The following is a 24,592-nucleotide window of genomic DNA, read 5'->3' on the forward strand; positions in this document are numbered from 1 at the left end:
CAGCTGTTTCAATATGAAATCCCCATGCTGAGCCATGTAATGCTGCGTAAGGTGAATTAATAAGACTCTTTGAGAAAATTAGTTGTAGGTATTTGTTTCACGGTATTAAGGTTGATTTTAGGCCAGAAAATATTGAATCTAAGCTTAGAAAAGTATATGGTGAATGATGTTATAAATGGATGTATATTAATGCTTTTAAAAGAAAAATTATGAGCAGATTACTTTTTTTTATCTTATTTATTCTTATAAATTGCATTGATATTGTGAATGCAAAAACCTCAGAAACTATTCCCACAGCAACGAAACCCACGGACGTACCTAATAGCTCCAGTATCAGTTCAAACCCCGCGGCAGTCAATGTAACTACAGGGTCGGGTGCAATTCAACGTTATATAGAGAAAAAACTAGGTATTGAAGATAATCATGGAATTATGGTTCAAGGGGCCTGGATTGGGGACACCAATAAGTTGTTTTCAGGAGGAATACCGGATGCTGATCGTATCACCTCAAACAGCGTATTTTTATTAGATCTTACGGTGGACACGGAACAATTCAATGGATGGAAGGGAGGATTATTTAGCGCTCAGTTTCTGCAACAAAATGCCCAGAATACTAATGCTCAAGCAGGCATTATTCAAGGATATAACTCATTACCTGATGTGTATCCTTTTAATCGATCAGAACTTTATGCTCTTTGGTACAGGCAAGAGCTTTTTGATAAAAAAATGTTTGTACGAATTGGAAAAACAATTACCACCCTTGATTTTAATAATGTAATCAAGCCTGCCCCTCTCCGCTCTGATGAACCCAATATTCCTGCAGTGACGAGCCTAATTTATACTCCGATTTTTATTAACCCAGCTGTAGATGGTGTCATGCCTGGCTACACGAACACGGCTTACGGCATTACTACGACTTGGGCTCCGATTGATCAATGGTATCTTTCCTACGGCATATATGATGGCAATCTAGCAAGTGGTAAACAAACCGGTTTAAGTGGACCAACATTCAATGGAAATTATTTTCAAGTAGGTGAAACGGGTGGTGCCTGGACTATAGGTAAAAACCATCGCCCTGGCACAGCAGGAATAGGGGTATGGCATCAGACCGGTTTAATACGTCAACACAACCTCAGCGAAATGGGAGCGACAGGGGCTTATCTATTTGGTTCCCAACGTTTATGGTATCGGCATCCTGGATATGATATCAGTGGTGTTTCTGCGTTTTATCAATTGAGTATTAATAATTCTAGTGTTTTGCCCATGACCCGCTCTATTGGTGCTGGTTTTACCTTATTTGGACTTATTGCAAATCGTGAAGGTGACTCGTTAGGTGCAGGATTTTCTCTTGCTTGGCTCAACCATAGAATCACCAATCGCTCCTCTGAATTAATGTATCAAATTTATTATCAAGCAAAATTAATCCCCAATATCTATATTGAACCGGCAGTTTCATACATACCTACTCCAGGTGAAGACAACCATTTACCGCCGGCATTCGCTGGAACGTTACGCGCTATTATACTGGCATAAAAGCTTTTGCTTATTATTAGGTATCAAACAGTATAATCATTGCATTCACGGATCCAATTAAACACCATAAGATCAATCATTTGACATATATGCCAATAAATGATTAGTATCAAATTTAATACCTAGAGAACTCTTTTTTACTTCCAAACTTCATTGTGCAATCTAAGTATCTAAAGCAAGGACCATTAGGTCATATTTGAAAGGAATAAAAAACATGACTATTGAACTCATACAAATAGGCAAAAAAGATACAAATGATTACGAGCAAAGCTTACTAGATCTGGGTTACTCAGAGTTAGATACTCCTCTCAAAGAAGATGTGATTGCCATTTGGAAGTTTTTTTGCAATGAAGAACTTATATACAAAGGGTTGGAAGAATTTGTATCAACCTATTTTGCATTTACCCAACACGACAAAAAATCTTTACGCCAATTTTTTGATGAATGGGGCAGTAAAAATCATTTTAATACCCCGGATTCTCGTGACATTAGTACAGAATTCCAAACCAGTCCCCAATTCCAATACCCTCAGCATACACCTGTTTTGTATGGTGAATTGACAGCTGACCTATTTAATAACGTTTTACTAAAAAATGGTTATCTATCTGCTGATGCAGGTGCAGGCCCCAAGCATGGTAAGTGGGCTCACTCCATTCAGTTTTACCTTTTAGAGGAAGCACGAAAGAAAGGTATTTTACAGCTGCATTCACCCACAATTTGCCAATTTGTTAAAAACATATCACAAATTAAAGGTTCTTTTGAAGCAATAAGTTTATGGGACATTCTATTTGACTCTTTTGAGGATCATATTTTTACTCAGCCTAATAACATTACTACGCTCTTAACCAGTTCCTGGTCCGGTTCAGAGGGAGCTAAATTTCTAGCCGCAAAGTTGAAAGCTTTTGACGAGAAGTTTAATCGGGTTGCCCATGACAAAGGATGCTATGAGGCCTATGCAAAGCTAAAATATTTAAGTCGATTAAATGAAGCAAGTTATATTTTTTATAAAGAAAAATGTGCTTTATTATGGTTTGCACCCAAAGAAAAAAAGGAGACATCTCCCTCGAGTTTGTTGGATCCTTTTTGCAACCTTGAATTAGGATCTTGAGAACAAACCAACTCATTTTTAAGTGAAAAATGAGTTGGGAAATAAAGGTTAATGCTTCTTACGTGCTGGATGAGACTCTTTGAGTATGCAGCTTGCAATGATCAAACTGGCTAGAAAGCATATTGGCATTACCACCAAGGCAATTTGGTAACTCGCAACACTATATACATGCGCCCCATTCACTACATGCCATAAGTTAGTGTGCTGTAATATATAACCTACTAGTGGCTGAAATATGGCACCACCTATCACTACGGAAAGATTATTAAAACCAGAAGCAGTACCCACCAGATCAGGAGCATTATTTTCTTTGACCACGGCAAAACTCACCGTTTGTCCACCTGCCCCTAAACCGAGAACAAAGAGAATAAAAGGTGTCCATCCGTAAGACAAGCCTGGCAAATACAAGAGAATCAACGTTGCAATTAATCCTAAAATTGCACTAATAATCAAAGCAATACGACGACTTTCAATCTTATCACTAAACCATCCTAAAAGAGGACTACCCACGCCTATTCCAATCCAAATCATGCTGCATAATCCAGAAGCAGCAACCACACTTATTTGGAATTTTTCTTGTAAATATGGAACACCCCAGAGTGCCGCAAACACGGCGATGGGGGCCCATATAGTGAATGCATACGATCCTATTATCCAGGTATAACTATGTTTGCATACAGCAAGAAGTCGTTTCCATTCATCCCGCAAGTAATGTTGAGGAACTGATTGACTCTTTTGATGTGGATAATCTCGTATATACAGCCAAAAACAGGCTGCTAAAATAAAACCAATAATCGAAAGAATAAAACTTGCATTTCGCCATCCAACTGCTTGAATTAAATAAGCAAGCGGCATCTCACCAAATATAGCCCCTACTGAACTCATCAATTGGGCGACTCCTGCCAAAATAGCAAAATAATAAGGAGGAAACCAACGTGATAAAAGAACCAAAACCCCTATAAATGAGAATGCAGAACCAATTCCAATAAGAAACCTTCCAATACACGCCGTGAGCACACTATCAGTTGATGCAAAGAAAGCTGACCCTAGGGCACATAAAATAATTGCAAAGGTCATTAGTTTACGGGGGCCATATCGATCGTATAATACACCTGCTGGTAATTGCGTTGGAGCATAAGCATAAAAATAAAAAGCAGATATAACCCCAAACCCTTGACCGGTAACCCCAAAAGTTTTCATCATGGATTCAGCCATAACACTGGGTGCTACTTGCAAAATAAATTCATATAAATAAAAAGATGCGGCAAGGAAGAATATAAAATAAGCGGCTGCAAGATTCGTGCTCGCTCCTTGATGTGTTTTATCTGTATAATGTGCGCTCAATTTAAGGTCACTCCGTTTGAAATTCAACATTTAAGCCTATACGTATTTATGTTGTCAATACGTTCTTAGTACATAAAAGACATATAAAAGATAATATTGGGCAAGTTTTAGGTTTAGACCGGTTTTTGCTGCGCCGCACCCAAAGTTTTTCTTTTAAATTATTTGGTTACTGGATAAATTGCTCCCAAAATTGCAGGGCGTCGGGAGCCAGTAATGGTACGTAAATCCACTGGAATTCGATTAATCGCTTGAGCTGCCAACCAAGCAAACATCATCGCTTCCAAATAGTCTGGACTCATACCAACTTCAGCAATGCTCATAACACTGGTTTGAGGCAATAAATGGGCAAGCATTTGCAATAAAGCTAGATTATGAGCCCCTCCACCACATAAATACATTTTTTTAATCGGTTCTTTTTCATTTAATACTGTATGTGCAATTGATTTAGCAGTAAATGCAAGAAGAGTCTTTTGAATGTCTACAGGTTGAAAACCTTCTTTTAAATACTCCTCTAGCCAGGATAATGAAAAATATTCTTTTCCTATACTCTTGGGTGCTGAGGAACGAATGAACGAATCAGCCATTAAGGTTTCCAAAAGTGGTTCAATCACTTCTCCCTGCTGGGCCCAAGCGCCATCTTTATCATAGGATCTGCCTTGATATTTCATAATCCAGGCATCCATTAAACAATTTCCAGGTCCTATGTCCCAGCCTTTAATAGGTTTATTCGGATTAATAAATGTAATATTGGCAATACCCCCTATATTTACTACAGCGATATGGTTATTTGCATCATGAAATAATTGTTGGTGATAAATAGGTGCAAAAGGAGCCCCTTGTCCACCTAACACTAAATCCCGAGTTCTAAAATCTGCAACAACGGTGATTCCAGTTAATTCAGAAATAGTATGCGCACAACCTAACTGTAAAGTATATGGAATAGTGCAATTGGTATTATGACATAGTGTTTGACCGTGGCTTCCTATAGCAGAAATATCACTGGGGGATAATTTTACTTTTTGCAATAATTCATTAACGGCATTCGCAAATTCTCTTCCAATTAATGTGTTTAATTGACAGATCGCAGCGAGACTTAAATCTGAGCCAGAAAGCGTCATATCTATATGGGCCTTGACTTCTTTACTGTATTTTTTAGTGATTCCACAATGTAGTATATTTTTTGACACATCAACAAGCGCGGTATCTATACCATCCATACTTGTTCCGGACATCAAACCTATGTATAAAGTCATTAATTGGTCCTCACTTCATCATTCAATTATATTAGAAACAACTAGATGTACCCGGATGCAATGAAGCGAGGCCTGGTATGACGAGAAGGAAAGCCCGTGTTCCGTTTTGCTGCACCCAGACAATTCATCCAGACTCACACACTACAATTTAAAACAATTATAAAAGTTATTTGTGGTAATTTCAGCAATCTCAGCGTAGGACATATTACGAAGCTCAGATATTGCCTCAGCTACATACTTTACAAGAGCAGGATGATTTTGTTTGCCACGATAAGGTACGGGTGCTAAATAAGGCGAATCGGTTTCAATAAGTATTCTATCCAAAGGCACTCTTCGTGCCACTTCTTGAAGTGCAGTTGCATTTTTAAAAGTAACAATTCCTGAAAATGAAATATAAAAATTTAAATCAATCGCTTTATATGCTATATCCAGACTTTCAGCAAAGCAATGCATGACGCCACCAATTTGTTGCGCATTTTCCTCTGCCATTAAGGTTATGGTATCTTCTGCCGCTTGACGAGTATGTATAATCAATGGCTTAGAAGATTTTAAAGCAGCCTGAATATGTTCTCTAAAAAGGGCACGCTGGATCTCTCGCGCTTCTTCCGTATGGGTTCGATAATAATCCAATCCCGTCTCACCTATCGCAATACACGCTGGATTCAGTGCTAAATCACATAACATTTGTGAGGTAACTGGATAGTCCAGCTCCGTATTTGGATGGACCCCTACCGAAATACTGATGTTGGGATATTCAGCGGCAAGACGTTCTAGGTGGGGATAATCATTGAGTTCAACACAAACACATAAAAAATGCTGCACGTCATTTGCTTTTGCTTGTGCCAAGACATTAGCCATATCATGATTAAAATCAGTTAGATCAAGAAAGTTTAAATGACAATGCGAATCTACTAACATGGAATGACCTCATAAAATTTTGATCAATTCAATATAAAATAAGAACGTTTTTTCCAGATTGAATTGATCTTACATGGTATCTGTTAACTGGGAAGATTTTAACATGCCTGCTAAATAGGTCTCTATTCTATTACATACATAGCGGCTATTTTCTCCAATAAATTGCACGCCAATCCCTGGCACTTTATTACCCTGCGCTCCTTTAGGAGTAATCCAAATAACTTTACCCTCAACTACATGGAGTTCATCTTCATCCATTAATTTAATTGAGAGTTTAACTATTGAACCAAATAAATAATTCGTGTTCGTACGGATAAATAAGCCGCCTCCTTTCAAAAAAGGCATATAAGCCTTATAAAGAGTCGATTCATTAGGAAACGAGCAATTAATCTGTTGTATAGTATCCATCTTAGAATCTCCCTTATACATCCGGATTTCCTATAAAATCAAATTATGTATGCATTTTTATGGAAACATATTAGATTTATTATGAAGTCCTAACAATAAATCTTCTAATGCCAAAGTTTGATTTACATTCATATTATGGCTTAATTTTCGTTGCAATGTATTTATTTTGTCAATTTGGCAAAAAATCGTTACGGAATCTATTTTAGGCATTAAATGGTTTAATTGGTTTATAGCGGGGCCAGCAGCTGCTGCCCCATTAATTTGCATCATTAGGATCTGCGCATAGACTAAATAGAGAAACCACAGTAATACGCCAAATTCAAACTGACTCCATTGAGCTGCAACCGCACTTGGATGCTCCTTTTGTTCCAATACATCAATTATTCCACCTAAAATAGATTCAGAGTGTTTAATAATTATTGCATGATCAGATTCTTCCGGAAAATACTCAGCCAATCGTAAAAAATTATTAAGTAATGCACTATCAGGCGAAGCAAAACGGACTATCTGGCATCGGCTTAAAACTGTTGGTAATACGGTACTTAATTGCCGGGCTAAAAGTAAAAAAATGGTCTGGGGCGCGGGTTCTTCCAAAATCTTTAGTAAGGAATTTGCAGCAGCAGTGTTCATGCGATCGGCCGATTCAATTACAATCAACCGATGCTTAGCCCGCTGTGGAGTTAAATAGGCGTAACTTTGTAGTTCCCTGATCTGATCAATTTTAATGGGTCCACCATTTTTTTCTGGCTTAACCCATTTCACATCAGGATGCTCGCCGCGAGCAACCATTTGACAATCAGCACATTCAAGGCAAGGTTCATTTTGTTTCTTTCTACAGAAAAACAACTGAGTTAATTTTCTGATTAAATCATTAAAGGCATGATCAAACGATCCTACATATAACATCGACTGAGGTATACGATTGTTGACCCATGCAGATTGAATCTGAGTCCACTGTGATTGATAGCGTTTCTTTTCATCCAGAGAAGAAAGGCTCTGCAGTTCATTAACGTGAGTCATTGCTGCTGCTCTATAAATTTATTCATTGCATTTTGAATGGATTGTTTGACTTCATGCAATGGGCGTCGTGCGTCAATAGTTACGGTATTATCACACAACTCAACATAATGAATATAGCGTTCATGGACTCGATGAAAAAAATCAATCGACTGCTGCTCAATTCTATCCACTTCACCTCTGGATTTAACGCGCCTCATTCCTTCTTCAGGAGTAATATCCAAATATAAAGTCAAATCGGGTTTAAATCCATGCAGTGCAAAAGAAGATAAACGATTAATCATCTCTTGATCTAATCCTCTTCCACCACCTTGATATGCCATAGTGGATAGTTCAAATCGATCCGCAATAACCCATATTCCTTGCCGTAATGAAGGCTTAATAACTTCTTCAAGAAGCTGAATTCTGGCTGTATAAAGTAATAACAATTCGCTTCGATTATCCAAAGTATCTCTGTATTCTGGATTTTTAATCAAATCACGCAAAATCTCGCCTAGAACCGTGCCACCTGGTTCTCGTGTTGTTAGCGTTTTGATATCTCTTTTTTCTAGCAGTTCTATAACCGTGTTTATCGCAGTGGATTTACCGGCCCCTTCCAATCCTTCAATAACAATTAACTTCCCGGTTGAAGACAACATTAGAAATCCTTCCGTTTATATTGATTAATTGCTTGCTTTTGTTGTTGATAAGTTTCAGAAAACTGATGAGTTCCATCCCCTTTAGCAACAAAATATAAATAATTGGATAATTGAGGGTGGGCTGCAGCATCTAATGACTCTTTGCCTACCATGGCAATAGGGGTTGGAGGTAATCCTCGATAATGGTATGAGTTATAAGGTGAATCGATTAGTAAATCATTATGAGATAGTTTTCCAGTATAGGCCGCCCCTAAACCATAAATAACGGTCGGATCCATCTGCAAAGGCATTTTTTTATTTAAGCGGTTGATCATTACCCCGGAAATTAGCTTCCGCTCTTGTGGAACAGCGGTTTCCTTTTCTATAATTGAGGCCGCTATTAGTAACTCATAGGGATTCTTATAGGGCAAATTTGATTCTCTGTTGGCCCAACTTAAATTCAAATAATTAATTAAATTACGATGCGCATGTTCTAACAAACTTTTACCAGTGCTTCCACCCCGATATTGGTATGTGTCAGCAAGCAATAATCCTTCAGCATTCGGGTGATCGTCTTTGATTGAATTCCAATCTTGTGGATGATAATTCAAATAAGCGGCTTTGAGTAAATCTTGGGAAATTTTTTGCTGGGTTGTCCCTGCAATAATTGTAAAATTTTGCGTTAAGACATCTCCTGCTACCACTCGATGAACTAATTGCATTGCAGTTTCACCGGGTGTTACTTGATAAACCCCTGCTTTGAGCTGTGAAGACAAGCCTGAAGCACGAATCATCATGAGAAGCATTGAACTGGAGTTGATTAAATTTTTATCTTTTAATATTTTTACAAACTGTGAGGCAGTGGCTGTTCGATCTAGAGTAATAATAACGGGGGAACCCTGCTTAGGAACAATAGGTTTAGTAATTTGAATATAGGCAACCAAAAAGAAGATAAAAAAAGACATAAAAAACAGTACAACATATAGTGTTAGTTTTTTATGTCTTGGAAATGTCATTTACACACGCTTAAATAGTAAACTACCATTTGTTCCACCAAAACCGAGTGAGTTACTAAGAACATAATTAATAGCTCGTTTTTGAGGTGTGTAGGGTACATAGTTCAAATCACACCCTTCATCTGGATTATCTAAATTAATAGTAGGGGGAGCGATTTGATCTCTAATTGCTAAAATACTAAATATAGCTTCAACAGCTCCTGCCGCACCCAGTAGATGACCTGTCATTGATTTTGTAGAACTCACAGCTAAATCATAAGCGTGTTGTTTAAATATACGCTTAATTGCTTTTGTTTCATTTAAATCATTAAGATAAGTCGAAGTACCATGTGCATTGATATAATCAACTTGCTCATGATCTATACCTGCATCATGTATGGCGGCTTCCATCGCTCGAGCGGCACCATCAGCATCATCATCAGGAGCAGTAATATGAAAAGCATCACCCGACATACCAAACCCTACCAGTTCGGCATAAATTTTTGCACCACGAGCTTTCGCATGTTCATATTCTTCTAATACAAGAATGCCCGCCCCTTCGCCCATAACAAAACCGTCCCTATCTTTATCAAAAGGTCTAGATGCTTTTTCGGGCTCATCATTACGTTTAGATAAAGATCGCACTGCAGAAAATCCTGCTAGGCATAGTGGGGTTAAGGTCATTTCAGCGCCACCACATACCATAACATCAGCATCACCATAAGCAATCATACGTGCAGCAAGACCAATATTATGGGTTCCAGTAGTGCACGCAGTAACAACAGCAATATTGGGACCCTTGAGCTGATGTCTAATTGAAATCTGTCCAGCAACCATATTTATGATACCTGCCGGAATAAAAAAAGGAGAAACTTTGCGGGGACCGCCCGCCACCAGTTTATCCTGATTATTGGTAATTGTCTGGATGCCGCCAATACCTGCACCCACTGCTACACCAATACGATTTGATAAATTTGCGTCAATCTTCAAGCCCGAATCACGCATTGCTTCATCAGCCGCAGCAATGCCATATTGGGTAAATACATCCATTTTACGCGCATCTTTAAGTGGAACATAGTTCTCAATATTAAAATTCTTAACTTTAGCCCATATGCGTGTGCTGTATTCGCTGGCATCAAATTCATCTGCCAAAACAACACCACTTTTACCTGCTAATATATTTTGCCAAGTTTCTTCTACATTAAGACCGACAGGGGTAATCATACCCATACCAGTAATCACTATACGCCGCTTATTCAATGAAAGCTCCTCGTAAAACATTCTCATTCCTCTCCCACATACAGGTAGGAGAGAAAGAGATCAAGCAAATATTATGCTTCTTCTTTATTTAAATTTGATTCAATATAATCAATCGCTTCTTGAATCGTGGTAATTTTTTCAGCTTTCTCATCAGGAATTTCTGTTTCAAATTCTTCTTCAAGGGCCATAACCAATTCCACAGTATCTAAAGAGTCAGCACCTAAATCATCAACAAATGATGCATCATTCTTCAGTTCTTCTTCTTTAACGCCTAGTTGTTCAACAACAATTTTGCGAACACGCTCTTCAACTGTACTCATAACTTGATTTTCCTCTTTCGGTTGATAGAAATTTAAAAAAATTTCGGGTTATTAACATACTACTTCCACTTAATTTTTCTTGCTTGGTTAATAAATCAAAATACATTTTATAACCTAATCAATTACTTATATTTTAAGCAACCCAAACAACCAAAGTTAAATGGAAGTGGTATAGTTTATTCATTTATACAGATAACGCAAGTGCATTTAGTCCATATACATGCCGCCATTGACATGAATTGTTTCGCCTGTGATATATTTAGCACTATCTGATGCTAAAAATGCTACAGCTTCGGCTATATCGTTAGGCTCTCCTAGCTTCCGCATAGGAATTCTCTTTAACATTTCCTCCTTTACCATCTCAGGTAAAGCAGCTGTCATATCTGTATCAATAAAACCAGGTGCAACCACATTCACAGTTATTCCTCGGCTTCCAATTTCTTGTGCTAAGGACTTACTGAATCCAACGATACCTGCTTTTGCTGCAGTATAGTTTACCTGCCCTGAATTTCCACTTGAACCCACAACTGATCCAATAGAAATAATACGTCCCCATCGTGCTCTAAACATAGGTTTAATACAAATTTTAGACATTTTGTATATTGAATTCAAATTCGTTTCAATTACCTTATACCACTCCTCGTCATCCATACGCAGTAATAAATTATCTGATGTGATCCCTGCATTATTCACTAATATCGAAGGAGATTGATTCTCATGAGTCAGTTCACCAATTACCTGCTCTATTTGTTCCGAATTGGTAACATCAAGAACCAGACCTTTTCCAGATAACTTTTCTTTCTCAAAGTAGGCATTAATAGCTTGAGCACCTTGTTCTGTAGTCGCTGTACCAAATACAAAAGCACCTTGTTGCGCTAATTTAAGGGCTATAGCCTGACCAATTCCTCGGCTTGCGCCAGTAACTAAGGCAATTTTTCCCTCTAGACTCATTATGTATTCCTCGATAGAAAATATTTATTTTTAAGGTTGTACCTTTGAATTATGCAAATTGTTCTTCAAGTTGATCCAGACTAATAGTATCGTAAACACTAATAGTATTTAAGCTTCTATCTATTCTTTTAATTAATCCGCTTAACACTTTCCCTGGGCCACATTCTAAAATAAGCTCTATGCCAAGATTTTTAAAGAGCTGGATTGTTTCAACCCAACGAACAGGACTATATAATTGCTCTTTTAGCTTTTCGCGTATGTGTTGTTCCGAATGATAAACGCTTAAATCTACATTGCTTACTACATCTGTTTTTGTGTTTTTGAATTCAATTTTAGCCAGATATTCTGCAAAAGATACCGCCGCTTCAGATAATAAGGGACAATGGCATGGAACACTTACAGGAATTACTTTGGCCAGACGGGCACCCGCTTCTTCAGCTAATCCTAGTATGCGCATAACAGCTGGAGTATGCCCCGCAACAACAACTTGTCCGATTGCGTTATAATTAGCAGGTGTTACAACCTCATGTTCTTGACTCGCTTCCTTGCATAAAGACATTACTTGCTCATCGGTTAAGCCCACAATCGCTGCCATAGCACCTAAACCCAAAGGCACCGCATTTTGCATTACCTGTCCTCGACGAGAAACTAAACATGCAGCATCAAATAATGATAATGCATCAGCGCAAACCAATGCAGCATATTCCCCCAGACTATGGCCAGCCATAATCATGGGCTGAGCAATACCATGTTGGATTAATACTCTATATACAGCCACATCAGCAGTTAGCATTGCGACTTGTGTATGTTCTGTTTGATTCAGTTTTTCTTCCGGCCCATGTTGCACAAGTTTCCATAAATCATAACCCACTGCTTCTGATGCCTCCGCAAAAGTTTTTACGACAATAGGATACTGCAACTCAAAATCAGCCAACATACCTACTGATTGTGAACCTTGCCCAGGAAATACAAATGCTGTTTTTACCATTTAAAAATAGCTCCGAACTAAAATTTAATTCAAAATGTTGATGAAAAAAAAAATTATTAATAACGAATTACCATAGCTCCCCAAGTCATTCCACCACCGAAGGACTCAATCAATAACAACTCATCTCTTTTAATCTGATTGGTCCGAATAGAATGATCCAGAGCCAAGGGGATAGAAGCAGCCGAAGTATTACCCTGGCTACCGATGGTAACAATGACTTGTGACATAGGCAGGTCAAGTTTTTTAGCAATGGCCTGTATGATACGCATATTAGCTTGATGAGGAATCAACCATTGAATATCTGATTTTTTCAAATGGCTCGCCTCTAGAACTTCATCAACAACATCGCCCATAATTTTGACGGCAATTTTAAATACTTCATTACCACGCATGCTAATCGTTGCACGTTGATTCTCAAAGGTGGCATTACTAAGATTTAACAATTTTTCAGCATCATAAGCGGCATGTAACACACTTCCCATAACACCTTGTTTATCACTGGCACTTAAAACCACTGCTCCAGCACCATCCCCAAATAAAACACAGGTTGAGCGATCAGTCCAATCTACTGCTCGAGACATGCTTTCACTACCAATGACTAGTACATTTTTTGCTGCACCGGATGTAATATACTGTTTTGCGATATCCATGACGTAAACAAAACCACTACATGCAGCACCGACATCAAAAGCAGGGATAGGTCGTTTCATTTTTAAAGCATGTTGAACATAACAAGCTACTCCTGGAAAAAAATGATCAGGAGTACATGTAGCAACCAATATCAAATCGATTTCATCAGCATTTAAATTCGAAGCAATCAATGCTTGCTCGGCAGCTTTGGAAGCCATGTAGGAGGTTGTTTCATAAGGTTGTGCTACACTACGGCTGCTAATGCCGGTTCTGGTAACAATCCACTCATCAGTAGTGTCCAACATTGACTCGAGTTCAAGATTGGTAAGTTGCTTTTCAGGAATATAACTTCCGGTACCAAGTATTACAGCATTCTTCATAACAGCAATCCCTGATTTATAAAATCATTTATTTGGACACGTACTAAATCTACAACGTTATTTTTAACCTCAAGAACGGCTTGTTCAATAGCATGTTGGAACCCTAGTTCATTAGCGCCACCATGGCTTTTTACTACAATACCATTCAAACCGAGCATACTTGCGCCATTATAACGAGAAGGATCGAAGCGGTTCTTAAGATGCTTTAATGCCGGCCGGGCAATTAAAGCGGAAAGTTTGGTATACCAATTTCTATTGAATGACTCCATGAGTAAACTTAGAAATAGCTTTGCAAGGCCTTCACTCGCTTTTAAGGCTACATTCCCCACAAAACCGTCACAAACCACCAGATCTACCTCTCCGGAGTAAAAATGATCACCTTCTACATACCCAACATAGTTCATAATCTCGCATTCAGCAAGCATATGAGCTGTGCGCTTCACTTGATCATTTCCCTTCATTTCCTCAACGCCAATGTTTAATAAGGCGATTTTAGGTTTAGGCTTATTGGCTACCGCTTGTACCAATGCAGATCCCATAACTGCAAACTGAAATAAATGTTCTGCACAAGAATCTACATTAGCACCCAAATCAATTACCCATGTTCTACCCTTCATAGTGGGTAGTTCAGAAACAATTGCAGGCCTATCGATTCCAGGTAAGGTCTTTAAAACATAGCGTGCTGTAGCCATTAAAGCACCAGTATTCCCAGCACTAACACAAGCCTGGGCCATACCTTCCTTCACCAAATTAATGGCTACACGCATGGAGGAATCTTTTTTATTACGCAAAGCATGTGAAGGCAATTCATCCATAGCCACAACTTCAGAAGCATGAACTATGGAAAATTGATTTGAAGATGCTACGCCCTGTTTTTTTAGAAAAGCATTAATCTTGTCGTGTACTCCAACAAGAATAAGTTTCAAATCAGGATCATTCTTTGCTGCACGAATACAGGCAGGAATCACAACATTTAAACCATGATCCCCACCCATCGCATCAATTGCAATGGTGATATTTTTCAAGAAAATTACTCTTGTTCGTAAACAGTATCAGTGTCAATAATTTTTCTACCACGATAGTAACCATCTGGAGTCATATGATGACGAAGATGAGTTTCACCAGTAGTTTCATCAACAGACAATGTTGGCTTTGTCAAAGCATCATGCGAACGACGCATGTCACGACGTGAGCGTGACTTTTTATTTTGTTGTACAGCCATTGTATTACTCCTAAACAAATTGCATTCATAAAGCGGGAATATTAGTGTTAATTAGATAAAATTTCAATAAAATTCATTTTTTCCCACTAAAATTTGATTTATTTCACTGCTGCAATCATCAATTCTTGGATGAAATTGAGGCGCATAGAGATGTAACTCATCAATTAATACATCTTCCAAGCTCACCTGCAAATTTTCGGAAACAATACATTCGTAATGTTCTAATATCTGTTCTGCCCTTTCATCATTCCGACATACAGCAACTACAGTCATATTATCATATGGAAAATTAAATTCGTCCAGACAACGCTGGCATTGAATGAGTAAATCACCTTTAACATGAAGATGGATTAAATAAAAATCTTCTTTAGCTTCAACATGATAAGTAGTATCCAACTGACAGGGAGAAGTAATAAAATTAGGTAACCTCTCGCTGAGTGTGACCTTTTTAGTTTGTTGGCCTTGTTTAACCATTTCTTGTAAGTGCAGCATTATTGTCGTATCCTAAAGAGTTATATTTTTCGAATAATACTATTATAGAACAGCAGTTTGTGATCTATTTGCCACACTACAGTTCTAAATCCTAGAATATTAAGCGGTATCTTAATTTTATGAAAGCTAAAGTTATTGTTGGAATGTCTGGTGGTGTTGACTCATCTGTTGCAGCATGGTTATTAAAAGAATCAGGTTATCAAGTTGAAGGCTTGTTCATGAAAAACTGGGAACAAGACGATAAAGATGGATTCTGTCCCGCGGCCATAGACCTTGCTGATGCCCAAGCTGTATGTAATCAATTAAAGATTCCACTACATACGGTTAATTTTTCTGAAAACTATTGGCAAAGGGTGTTTACGCATTTTTTAAGCGAATATGAAAAAGGAAGAACGCCAAATCCTGACGTATTGTGTAATAAAGAAATCAAATTTAATGCTTTTTTAAATCATGCATTAACACTTGGAGCTGATTACATTGCAACAGGACATTATGCTAAAAATAAAATAGTGGGGGACGTTGGACTTTTATACAAAGCTAAAGATCGTGATAAAGATCAAACCTATTTCTTGCATGCGGTAGATCCTAAGGCTCTAGCAAAAACCCTGTTTCCAATTGGCGATTATACAAAACCAGAAATTAGAGAGTTTGCAAAAAAATTAGGTTTAGTTACTCAAGCAAAAAAAGATTCGACGGGTATTTGCTTTATTGGTGAAAAACGTTTTAAATCTTTTTTACAAGAGTTCATTTTAGCACGACCTGGGCAAATAAAAAGCGCTGACGGCAAAGTTTTAGGAAAGCATGATGGGTTAATGTTTTACACTTTAGGCCAACGTCAGGGTCTAGGCATTGGGGGTTTACACAATTCAACCGATGATCCTTGGTATGTTGTCGATAAAGAAGTAGCTACTAATACCTTATATGTAGCACAAGGAAGTCAACATCCTATGCTTTTTGCACAAGGACTGATTTGCGGTCCAATTCATTGGTTAGCTGATTGTAAGGATAACTTACCTCTTACCTGTTACGCTAAAACACGATATAGGCAAGCGGAACAAGGCTGCATGATTTCTCCTCAAAATGAGAATCAGCATTATGTGATGTTTTCGAATCCACAAAGAGCAGTTACCCCAGGACAATATGTAGTTTTTTATGATAAAAACCAATGTCTGGGCGGTGCTACTATTGAACAAATTATTCGATAATTGAGTTATAATTTATATGATACAACGGGAGTTAAAATGGCTGCTATTGATATATCCCCAACTACCAGCGACATTCACTTTTCTGTCAGTGCAGCAGATAAAGTGGCAGAGCTAATAAAAGAAGAAGATAATTTAAACTTGAACCTCCGTGTCTCCATAACAGGTGGGGGGTGTTCTGGGTTTCAGTATGGATTTAGTTTTGATGAAGAAGTCAATGAAGACGATACTGTAGTCATTCAGCAATGTTCAGATGGTGTGTCTTCAGTAAAACTTCTGGTTGACTCAATGAGCTATCAGTATTTACATGATGCTGAAATTGATTATGTCCAAGGAATACAAGGCGAACAATTTGTTATTCGTAATCCAAACGCAAAAACCACTTGCGGATGCGGCTCTTCATTTAGCATTGATGATGAGGATGATTAGTAATATTGCTAATATAATCAAGTGTAATGAGGCAAATTCACTTTGCCCATTATACTTGATAATTCCAAATCAATAAGATTTAACAATAACTTTAGTTCCTATTTTAATAAAATTTTTACTAAGCCATTTAGCATCGCCTGGATGTACTCTAATACACCCATGGCTCGCATTATAGTTTGGGACTTCATACGAACCATGAATTGCATAATATTTAGAAAAGAACATGCAGTATGGCATTGGTGAACCACCGCGTCCTACAGGATAACGACTCGATACACATCCTGGCCCACCCTTGCTCCAAATAGTAAAAACACCACTTGGTGTTTTACATCCTCTGTGAATATCGGGGCAATATTTTTTACCACCAGATCCTTTTCCTACTCGCACAACTTTACCATTTGAATCAATAGCCTTCCATGTCAAGGTATTAGGGTTGAAAACAAAGGTGTTTGCTAAAGCTGCGGGAGACCAGAAAAGTAATAGGAGTAGAGGAATTATTAAAAAATAAACTAATGAAAATAAAATAGAACTTTGTTTTTCCATAGTAATTCCTAAATGATTTATCCATCTTCATCTTAATTTTAGTTTATTTTTTGACCAACACAAATTGTTTTTAAGCAAAGTAGAAATATTTGTCCTACTATTTAATGGAAGGATATTAAAAGGGTAACCAATCATGACTAAACATATACTTACAGGGTTGTACATTTTGTTAGGTTGTACATTTATTTCTTTCTCAATAAATGCTGAAGACACATCCAGTAATCCTGCTGGTGCTTCTTCTACTAGTAATGACTCTTCTAGTGCTAGTTCTAATAACCAAGTGGATATAACTAAAGACAGTTGGCTTAAATCAGTAACCCCTTTATTACCTGATCTCATATGCAAAGGATTTGAAAACGATCCTCAGCTGAAAAAGAGACTTGATGAAATTAAAATGACTTACGACCAGTGCGCGGCTAAGATTCCTGATAGCGTTAGTAAATGTCAGCAAGAACTTTATGGTAGTATTCCTGAGAAAATCAACAGTGATAATGCAGGTATTTGGGGTAAAGCGCTTGGAGAATGTATTGGTAAGGATTTTGCGATAAAATTCCTCATTCCCAAAAGCCAATAGAGTTGAAATTATTGATAACGATGGATACTAGGTCCTAATTGGATCTTGTATCCATTAGTTTATATGATAGAGATTAGAAGAAAAAGCTCCAGAATATCAAGCCTCTTCCCAATGATTGACACCTGATTTCTTACTCAAAAACTCCACAAAAGCTTGATGTGAATCAAGCTCTTCCCGCGCCGCACTTAACACAATAGGATTTGCTAATTGAAGTGCAGCAATTTCTTGCGTTTTGACTTTAGTTTGAATGGACGTTTCTTCAACTTCTGCAAACAAGCTGGTTTGACCCCCGGTCATTGCCAGATATACATATGCTAGGATTTCAGCATCCAGCAAAGCGCCATGAAGTTCACGGTTGAAGTGATCGATGCCAAAGCGTTTGCATAGAGCATCTAAACTATTTCGTTGTCCAGGATATTTTTCACGTGCCAACGCTAAGGTATCAACAATATTGCAATACTCCTCAAGCTTTTTGCTCCATTTAATCAGCTTGAGCTCTGAATTTAAAAATCCAACATCGAAAGGAGCGTTATGGATTATTAATTCTGCCCCAACAATAAACTGCCAAAATTCATCAGCCTTTTCCTCAAAGAGGGGTTTGTCTTGTAAAAACTCATCACTTATACCATGAACACGAAAAGCGCCCTCATCAACCTGGCGCTGGGGGTTGAGATAAACATGGAAATGTTTTCCTGTTAATTTTCTCTCTACTAGCTCCACACAGCCAATTTCAATGACCCGATGTCCTTGTTCAGGTCCTATACCTGTAGTTTCTGTATCTAAAATAATTTGACGCATCGTTTACTCACTTAATTCTTCAATCGCCTGATTTGCCAAAGCATCTACCAAATCATTTTCTACATGACCCGAATGCCCTTTTACCCAATGCCAGTTAATTTGATGACGAGAAGCTAATACATCTAATATTTGCCAAAGATCTGCGTTTTTGACTGGCTCCTTTTTGGAGTTACGCCAACCTTTTATTTTCCACGTGGGCAACCAATCGGTCATTCCTTGCCTTAGATATTGCGAATCAGTATACAAATCAACAGAACAAGGACGCTTTAAGGCTTCTAAGCCTTTAATTGCGGCCATAAGCTCCATGCGATTATTCGTGGTATGTGCTTCTCCGCCATATAAGGTCTTTTCTTGTCCTTTATAACGAAGCAAAACCCCCCAACCACCGGGACCTGGGTTTCCTTTACATGCGCCGTCGGTATAAATTTCAATAGTCACTTTAATTCCTAATCTTTATCCCATAAACGGAAAAATGGAGTAACAAATTCCTTATTTAAAATCTTTTGCTTAATTAGGGCAATGTCAGGCGCAAAATACCGATCAGTATTATATGGCGCCACATGAGAACGAATTTGCTGATAAATTTTATCTAATAATACAGATGACTTTAATGGTTTATGAAATTCAAGCCCCTGCCCCGCGGCTAATAATTCAATAGCTAAAATCGTTGCGGTGTTATCATTCATATCATGTAAACGTCGTGCGGCACTCGTTGCCATAGATACGTGATCTTCTTGATTCGCTGAAGTTGGAAGACTATCTACCGAGTGCGGATGAGCTAGAGCCTTATTCTCACTTGCACAAGCAGCTGCTGTAACATGAGCAATCATAAAACCGGAATTTAAACCACTTTCTTTAATTAAAAAAGCTGGTAAGCCACTAAAATTTTTATCAATTAGCAAGGCAATGCGCCGTTCAGCGCTCGCTCCTATTTCCGATATAGCCAAAGCAAGATTATCCGCAGCCATGGCAACTATTTCACCATGGAAATTACCTCCTGAAATTATTTGCTCTTGCTCACTGAAAACAAGCGGATTATCAGAAATCGCATTTACTTCAACCTGTAACGTTTCCCTTACAAAGCGTATTTGATGCAAGATGGCTCCCATAATTTGAGGTTGGCATCTTAACGAGTAAGGATCTTGAACACGAGAGCAATGGCGATGAGCCTCACGAATCTCACTTCCAGCTAATAGCTCCCTATAATATGCAGCTACATTTCTCTGCGCCTGATGGCCTCGTACTTTTTGAATTCGATCATCAAATGGCACATCACTTCCATTCGCTGCATCAACAGATAATGCTCCAGCAATAAGGGCTGTTTCAAATAACTTTTCTGTAGTAAATAAAGCATTTAAAGCAATTCCAGTAGAAGCTTGCAGTCCGTTAAGTAAAGCAAGACCCTCTTTAGCCTCTAATTCTATTGGTTTTAAACCTGCAATCCTCAATCCTTCCAGCGCACTGATAACTTTTCCTTCATGTCGAACATCCCCAACACCCAGTAAAGGTAAAGACAAATGGGCTAAAGGAGCTAAATCTCCAGAAGCACCTACTGACCCTTTCTCTGGAATGCAAGGATATACTTTATGATTAAATAAAGAGATTAATGCTTCAATTAGTTCTAAACGAACTCCGGAATATCCTTGAGCGAGATTATTTATTTTAAGCAATAAAATTAGAGCAACAATGTCATCTGCTAATAATTCACCCGTACCACAAGCATGAGATAGTACGATATTTCGTTGTAATTGTTTGAGATTTTCTTCTGAAATGGTCTGATTTGCCAAAGACCCAAAACCAGTATTGATCCCATATACCGTTTTTTTGTTTAGAATTACTTTCTCTACTGTTTGATGTGATGCATGAATCCGCTCAAATGACTCTTTAGCAAGAACGCAAGTCAATTGTTTTGCTAAAATCTCTTTGATTGAATGCAAGTTCAACTCACCTGGTTGAAGAATAAAAGACTCTTGCATTAATTACCTCCTTAAAAAATAGGTTGGGTTCTATGCCCCACCTGAGATCACAATTCGACTAAGATCCTTATTGGGACAAACCCAAACTACAAAATCTATTTTAGGATTCCATAGGCAACCAAAGCGAGTTTTCCTTAGCACATTTTTTTGCAAGCTTATACCCCGCATCAGCGTGGCGCATAACTCCAGTTGCGGGATCATTATGAAGCACTCTTGCCAGACGTTGTGCCGCTTTCTCTGTGCCATCAGCGACAATCACCACACCAGCATGTTGTGAAAATCCCATTCCTACTCCACCACCATGGTGGATGCTAACCCAAGTGGCACCGCTAGCACAATTTAATAATGCATTAAGTAAGGGCCAGTCGGATACTGCGTCACTACCATCCATCATCCCTTCTGTTTCACGATTTGGACTTGCTACTGAGCCAGAGTCTAAATGATCACGCCCTATTACAATAGGAGCTTTAACCTCACCCTTACGAACCATTTCATTAAAGGCCAATGCTAAACGTGCGCGATCTTTTAATCCAACCCAACATATCCGTGCAGGTAAACCTTGGAATGATATTTTCTTCTTCGCCATATCCAGCCAATTATGCAAATGCTTATTATCCGGAATTAGTTTTTTAACCATTTCATCCGTTGCATAAATATCTTCAGGATCTCCTGATAAAGCAACCCATCGGAACGGCCCAATTCCTTCACAAAATAAAGGCCTAATGTACGCGGGAACAAAACCTTCAAATTTGAAAGCGTCCTTTTCTCCCGCTTCAAAAGCCATTTGCCTTATATTATTGCCATAATCAAAAACAGGGATTCCTCTTTTTTGAAATTCAAGCATGGCATGAACTTGTAGAGCCATGGATTTTTTTGCTTCAGCAACTACCTCGTCAGGTGCAGTTTTGCGCATTTTTGCCGCTTGTTCTAATGTCCATCCAGCAGGAAGATAACCGTTTAAGGGATCATGAGCGCTGGTTTGATCGGTGACTAACGCAGGAGAGGCTCCTCGTTGAATTAATTGTGGAAAAATTTCGGCGGCATTTCCTAAAACGGCCACAGATAGAGGGCTTTTCTTTTGACAGGATTCGTTTATCCAGACTAAAGCTTCATCTAAATCCGTCGTATAACGATCCAAGTATCTGGTTTTAAGGCGTTTTTCTATTCGGGACATGTCGCATTCAACTGCCAAAACACTTGCCCCTGCCATTGTACCCGCTAAAGTTTGCGCTCCTCCCATTCCACCTAAACCACCAGTTAATATCCAACGGCCTTCCAAACTTCCATCATAGTGTTTCTGAGCTGCAGCAACAAATGTTTCATAAGTCCCTTGCACGATACCTTGCGAGCCAATATAAATCCAGCTTCCGGCAGTCATCTGCCCATACATCATCAAACCTTTTTTATCTAATTCATTAAAATGTTCCCAAGTGGCCCACCGTGGAACTAGATTGGAATTGGCAATAAGCACTCGAGGAGCATCCTCATGAGTGGTAAAAACACCTACAGGTTTTCCTGATTGAATTAAGAGTGTTTGCTGATCGGTTAATGTCTTAAGTACTTCTACAATTTTATTAAAACATTCCCAATTACGAGCTGCTTTACCTAAGCCCCCATAAACAATAAGAGAATTCGGATCTTCTGCTACATTTGGATCAAGATTATTACACAACATACGGAGTGCAGCTTCTGTAAGCCAACTTTTAGCTTGTTTCTCGCTGCCTTGATTTGCTCTAATTACAGGGTTTGTTTTAAACTCTTCCATTAACACTGCTCCATAGCGAACTAAAAAAAGAAGCATAATACACCAGAGCTATATCAGAGCATAGATATTCAATTTTAATTCCTAAATGACCCCAACTCTTCAGCTCCTGATAGTTACAATTCGCGCAGTTCACGGCTCGAGCAATACAAATTTAAGTCAATATGCCCGCGAGACAAACACCTTGTCTATGCTAGATTACATTACTATGGTATAATTGGCCCATGTTAACTTATCGATCTAAATAAAGTGCACACCAACTCTGAAAAACACCCAAAGTCACTTCGTATTTTTTTCGCCACTGAGATGTGGGAACGGTATGGTTTTTACGTAGTCCAATCACTTTTAGCACTCTATTTAGCCTTACATTTCAAATGGCCAGACAAACAAGTTTATGCTTTAGTTGGATCATTTACTGCACTGACCTATCTTTCCCCTGTAGTAGGTGGATGGATTGCAGATAAATTAATAGGCCAAAAACGAGCGGTTTTACTTGGTGCAATTGTGCTCTTTGCAAGCTACTGGGTTTTATCATTAGTAGATAACACTACTGTTCTGACCGCAGCTCTTGCAGCGATTGCTGTAGGAACAGGATTGTTAAAGCCAAATATTTCATCTCTTTTAGGAAATGAATATCTTACGGGTTCCGCACGTCGTGAGAGTGGATTTACCATTTTTTATATGGGAATTACAACGGGTATTATTTTAGGCACCACACTACCAAGTATTTTGAATGATCATTTTGGTTGGGTTGCCTCATTCACAAGCGCTGCAATAGGTATGATCGTCGCCTTTGGCGTCTTTTTATATGGCATCAAAAAATACAATATTCAAGACTATAATCCATTTGTCTTTCAATATAAAAAGATTGTTGCAGCGATTTTCTTAATGATATTTTTATGGTCTTTATCGTTCTATATTTTAAATTCTCCTCAGTTGGCTAATATAATTTTTGGACTTGTTGTATTATTTTCAGCCGGATACATTTTGTACTCTGTCAGTGGAGAAAATGCCAATCAGTCGCGACAAACTTTAGTAATTGGTTTGTTGTGTATTATTTCAGTAGTGTTTTGGTCTTTTTACTTCCAAATGTTTATGTCACTCACCTTATTTATATCACGAGTTGTTGAACCCACATTTTGTGGCATTCAATTTCCAGCACCTTATTATGTGACTATTCAAAGCGTGGGCATGTTAATTATTGGATACTTTTTAGCTAAGAAAAATCCAAAACTTAACCTAGTAGAACGCGGATTAAGTATTGGAAAGAAATTTCTACTTGCAATCTTTATTATCACCGCTGCTTATGCCGTGATTGCTTTTGTCAGTAATTTCACTGACAAAAATGCTTTGCTAACACCACTTTTAATCATTCCTGCATATTTAATGTTTTCATTAGCGGAACTCCTTTTATCTCCAGTTGGATTATCTGCAATTACACTTCTTGCAGATAAAAACAAGGTAAGTACTTTAATGGGTATCTTTTTTGTCTCTCTTGGAATTGGCGGATTCTTATCAGGCAAACTGGCTTCATTAACAGCGATTCCCTCAGGTGAAACGAATATTGCCGTGTTAAAAACTCTATATGCTGCGGCCTTTACTCAACAATTAGGAATACTATTTATTGCAGCTTTATGCTGTCTGGTTTTATTTGCAGTGATTAAATTTTTATTAACTCATGTTCATTTAAATGATTATTCAGATTCAATGGTAGAACCAATGCTGCGCATGCAAGTGAATGAGAAGTAATTGGGTCATTTTTAATCTATTTTTTCTTTAAACTGGTATTTTGCCTTAAATGAATCGAGTGTATTGACTATAACTCTTTTTATATAAGCAAAATACTGTTATGATTCAGCGCCTTTTACAATTA

Annotated in this window: 26 protein-coding genes; 6 read left to right on the forward strand and 20 right to left on the reverse strand. The window is 38.2% G+C overall.

All coding sequences use genetic code 11. The features are described from left to right. Positions 1–209: 209 nt before the first annotated feature. Positions 210–1,532 carry a carbohydrate porin gene (locus HBNCFIEN_RS09095; protein WP_182390795.1) on the forward strand — a complete coding sequence of 441 codons (1,323 nt, stop codon included), beginning with the start codon at positions 210–212 and terminating at the stop codon, positions 1,530–1,532. Positions 1,533–1,746: 214 nt separating this feature from the next. Further along, entirely contained in the window at positions 1,747–2,640 is an 894-nt protein-coding gene (locus tag HBNCFIEN_RS09100; protein ID WP_182390796.1) for a LirA/MavJ family T4SS effector, read from the forward strand. Positions 2,641–2,688: 48 nt separating this feature from the next. Here HBNCFIEN_RS09100 and HBNCFIEN_RS09105 read toward each other — a convergent pair whose 3' ends face one another. The 15 genes from HBNCFIEN_RS09105 to HBNCFIEN_RS09175 all read right to left on the reverse strand — a co-directional run bounded on the left by HBNCFIEN_RS09105 (position 2,689) and on the right by HBNCFIEN_RS09175 (position 15,435). After that, entirely contained in the window at positions 2,689–3,984 is a 1,296-nt protein-coding gene (locus HBNCFIEN_RS09105) for an MFS transporter (protein ID WP_182390797.1), read from the reverse strand. 158 nt (positions 3,985–4,142) lie between these two features. Beyond that, a complete protein-coding gene (locus tag HBNCFIEN_RS09110; protein WP_182390798.1) occupies positions 4,143–5,237 on the reverse strand; it encodes an anhydro-N-acetylmuramic acid kinase in 1,095 nt (364 codons plus the stop codon). 141 nt (positions 5,238–5,378) lie between these two features. Further along, the gene (locus HBNCFIEN_RS09115) at positions 5,379–6,155 is read right to left on the reverse strand and encodes a TatD family hydrolase (protein ID WP_182390799.1); all 777 of its coding nucleotides are present in this window, start codon (positions 6,153–6,155) and stop codon (positions 5,379–5,381) included. Positions 6,156–6,224: 69 nt separating this feature from the next. Continuing rightward, positions 6,225–6,563: a PilZ domain-containing protein gene (locus HBNCFIEN_RS09120; RefSeq protein ID WP_182390800.1), complete on the reverse strand. Its 339-nt coding sequence runs from the start codon at positions 6,561–6,563 to the stop codon at positions 6,225–6,227. Between the two features lie 57 nt (positions 6,564–6,620). Beyond that, on the reverse strand, positions 6,621–7,583 hold the full coding sequence (locus HBNCFIEN_RS09125) for a DNA polymerase III subunit (protein WP_182390801.1): 963 nt from the start codon (positions 7,581–7,583) through the stop codon (positions 6,621–6,623). Next, positions 7,580–8,218 (reverse strand): dTMP kinase, encoded by a 639-nt coding sequence (gene tmk, locus HBNCFIEN_RS09130; RefSeq protein ID WP_182390802.1) that lies wholly within the window; start codon positions 8,216–8,218, stop codon positions 7,580–7,582. The genes HBNCFIEN_RS09125 and tmk overlap by 4 nt, the downstream gene beginning before the upstream one ends. Then, positions 8,218–9,213: an endolytic transglycosylase MltG gene (gene mltG / locus HBNCFIEN_RS09135; protein WP_182390803.1), complete on the reverse strand. Its 996-nt coding sequence runs from the start codon at positions 9,211–9,213 to the stop codon at positions 8,218–8,220. Before mltG ends, tmk begins: the two co-directional genes overlap by 1 nt. Continuing rightward, positions 9,214–10,452: a beta-ketoacyl-ACP synthase II gene (gene fabF / locus HBNCFIEN_RS09140; RefSeq protein ID WP_182393665.1), complete on the reverse strand. Its 1,239-nt coding sequence runs from the start codon at positions 10,450–10,452 to the stop codon at positions 9,214–9,216. 71 nt (positions 10,453–10,523) lie between these two features. Next, entirely contained in the window at positions 10,524–10,772 is a 249-nt protein-coding gene (gene acpP, locus HBNCFIEN_RS09145; RefSeq protein WP_003631752.1) for an acyl carrier protein, read from the reverse strand. Positions 10,773–10,979: 207 nt separating this feature from the next. Continuing rightward, entirely contained in the window at positions 10,980–11,726 is a 747-nt protein-coding gene (fabG, locus tag HBNCFIEN_RS09150; RefSeq protein WP_182393666.1) for a 3-oxoacyl-ACP reductase FabG, read from the reverse strand. 46 nt (positions 11,727–11,772) lie between these two features. Next, entirely contained in the window at positions 11,773–12,711 is a 939-nt protein-coding gene (fabD, locus tag HBNCFIEN_RS09155; RefSeq protein ID WP_182390804.1) for an ACP S-malonyltransferase, read from the reverse strand. 56 nt (positions 12,712–12,767) lie between these two features. After that, the gene (locus tag HBNCFIEN_RS09160; RefSeq protein ID WP_182390805.1) at positions 12,768–13,721 is read right to left on the reverse strand and encodes a beta-ketoacyl-ACP synthase III; all 954 of its coding nucleotides are present in this window, start codon (positions 13,719–13,721) and stop codon (positions 12,768–12,770) included. Then, a complete protein-coding gene (gene plsX / locus HBNCFIEN_RS09165; protein ID WP_182390806.1) occupies positions 13,718–14,746 on the reverse strand; it encodes a phosphate acyltransferase PlsX in 1,029 nt (342 codons plus the stop codon). Before plsX ends, HBNCFIEN_RS09160 begins: the two co-directional genes overlap by 4 nt. Before the next feature lie 5 nt (positions 14,747–14,751). Beyond that, positions 14,752–14,943: a 50S ribosomal protein L32 gene (gene rpmF / locus HBNCFIEN_RS09170; protein ID WP_028380381.1), complete on the reverse strand. Its 192-nt coding sequence runs from the start codon at positions 14,941–14,943 to the stop codon at positions 14,752–14,754. 63 nt (positions 14,944–15,006) lie between these two features. Beyond that, positions 15,007–15,435 carry a DUF177 domain-containing protein gene (locus tag HBNCFIEN_RS09175; RefSeq protein ID WP_182390807.1) on the reverse strand — a complete coding sequence of 143 codons (429 nt, stop codon included), beginning with the start codon at positions 15,433–15,435 and terminating at the stop codon, positions 15,007–15,009. Between the two features lie 119 nt (positions 15,436–15,554). On the opposite strand from HBNCFIEN_RS09175, the gene mnmA reads away from it, so the two are divergent. Both mnmA and erpA read left to right on the forward strand, forming a co-directional pair. Further along, positions 15,555–16,640 carry a tRNA 2-thiouridine(34) synthase MnmA gene (gene mnmA / locus HBNCFIEN_RS09180; protein ID WP_182390808.1) on the forward strand — a complete coding sequence of 362 codons (1,086 nt, stop codon included), beginning with the start codon at positions 15,555–15,557 and terminating at the stop codon, positions 16,638–16,640. A gap of 36 nt (positions 16,641–16,676) precedes the next feature. After that, complete coding sequence (gene erpA / locus HBNCFIEN_RS09185; protein ID WP_182390809.1) at positions 16,677–17,066, forward strand: iron-sulfur cluster insertion protein ErpA; 390 nt, start codon at positions 16,677–16,679, stop codon at positions 17,064–17,066. A 69-nt stretch (positions 17,067–17,135) separates the two neighbouring features. Here erpA and HBNCFIEN_RS09190 read toward each other — a convergent pair whose 3' ends face one another. Next, entirely contained in the window at positions 17,136–17,609 is a 474-nt protein-coding gene (locus HBNCFIEN_RS09190) for a L,D-transpeptidase (protein WP_182390810.1), read from the reverse strand. A gap of 133 nt (positions 17,610–17,742) precedes the next feature. Between HBNCFIEN_RS09190 and HBNCFIEN_RS09195 the strand changes: the two genes are divergently transcribed. Beyond that, positions 17,743–18,183: a hypothetical protein gene (locus HBNCFIEN_RS09195; RefSeq protein WP_182390811.1), complete on the forward strand. Its 441-nt coding sequence runs from the start codon at positions 17,743–17,745 to the stop codon at positions 18,181–18,183. Between the two features lie 96 nt (positions 18,184–18,279). Here HBNCFIEN_RS09195 and dnaQ read toward each other — a convergent pair whose 3' ends face one another. The 4 genes from dnaQ to hutU all read right to left on the reverse strand — a co-directional run bounded on the left by dnaQ (position 18,280) and on the right by hutU (position 22,722). Continuing rightward, positions 18,280–18,981, reverse strand: a complete 702-nt coding sequence (gene dnaQ, locus HBNCFIEN_RS09200) for a DNA polymerase III subunit epsilon (RefSeq protein ID WP_182390812.1) — start codon at positions 18,979–18,981, stop codon at positions 18,280–18,282. A 3-nt stretch (positions 18,982–18,984) separates the two neighbouring features. Beyond that, positions 18,985–19,419, reverse strand: coding sequence for a ribonuclease HI (rnhA, locus tag HBNCFIEN_RS09205; protein ID WP_182390813.1), 435 nt, complete (start codon positions 19,417–19,419; stop codon positions 18,985–18,987). Positions 19,420–19,427: 8 nt separating this feature from the next. Beyond that, the gene (gene hutH, locus HBNCFIEN_RS09210) at positions 19,428–20,957 is read right to left on the reverse strand and encodes a histidine ammonia-lyase (protein WP_182390814.1); all 1,530 of its coding nucleotides are present in this window, start codon (positions 20,955–20,957) and stop codon (positions 19,428–19,430) included. Positions 20,958–21,057: 100 nt separating this feature from the next. After that, entirely contained in the window at positions 21,058–22,722 is a 1,665-nt protein-coding gene (hutU, locus tag HBNCFIEN_RS09215) for a urocanate hydratase (RefSeq protein WP_182390815.1), read from the reverse strand. A gap of 303 nt (positions 22,723–23,025) precedes the next feature. Between hutU and HBNCFIEN_RS09220 the strand changes: the two genes are divergently transcribed. Then, positions 23,026–24,468: a peptide MFS transporter gene (locus tag HBNCFIEN_RS09220; protein ID WP_255464413.1), complete on the forward strand. Its 1,443-nt coding sequence runs from the start codon at positions 23,026–23,028 to the stop codon at positions 24,466–24,468. The last annotated feature ends 124 nt before the right edge of the window (positions 24,469–24,592 follow it).

It is taken from the genome of Legionella sp. PC997 (assembly GCF_014109825.1).
Classification (GTDB): Bacteria; Pseudomonadota; Gammaproteobacteria; order Legionellales; family Legionellaceae; genus Legionella.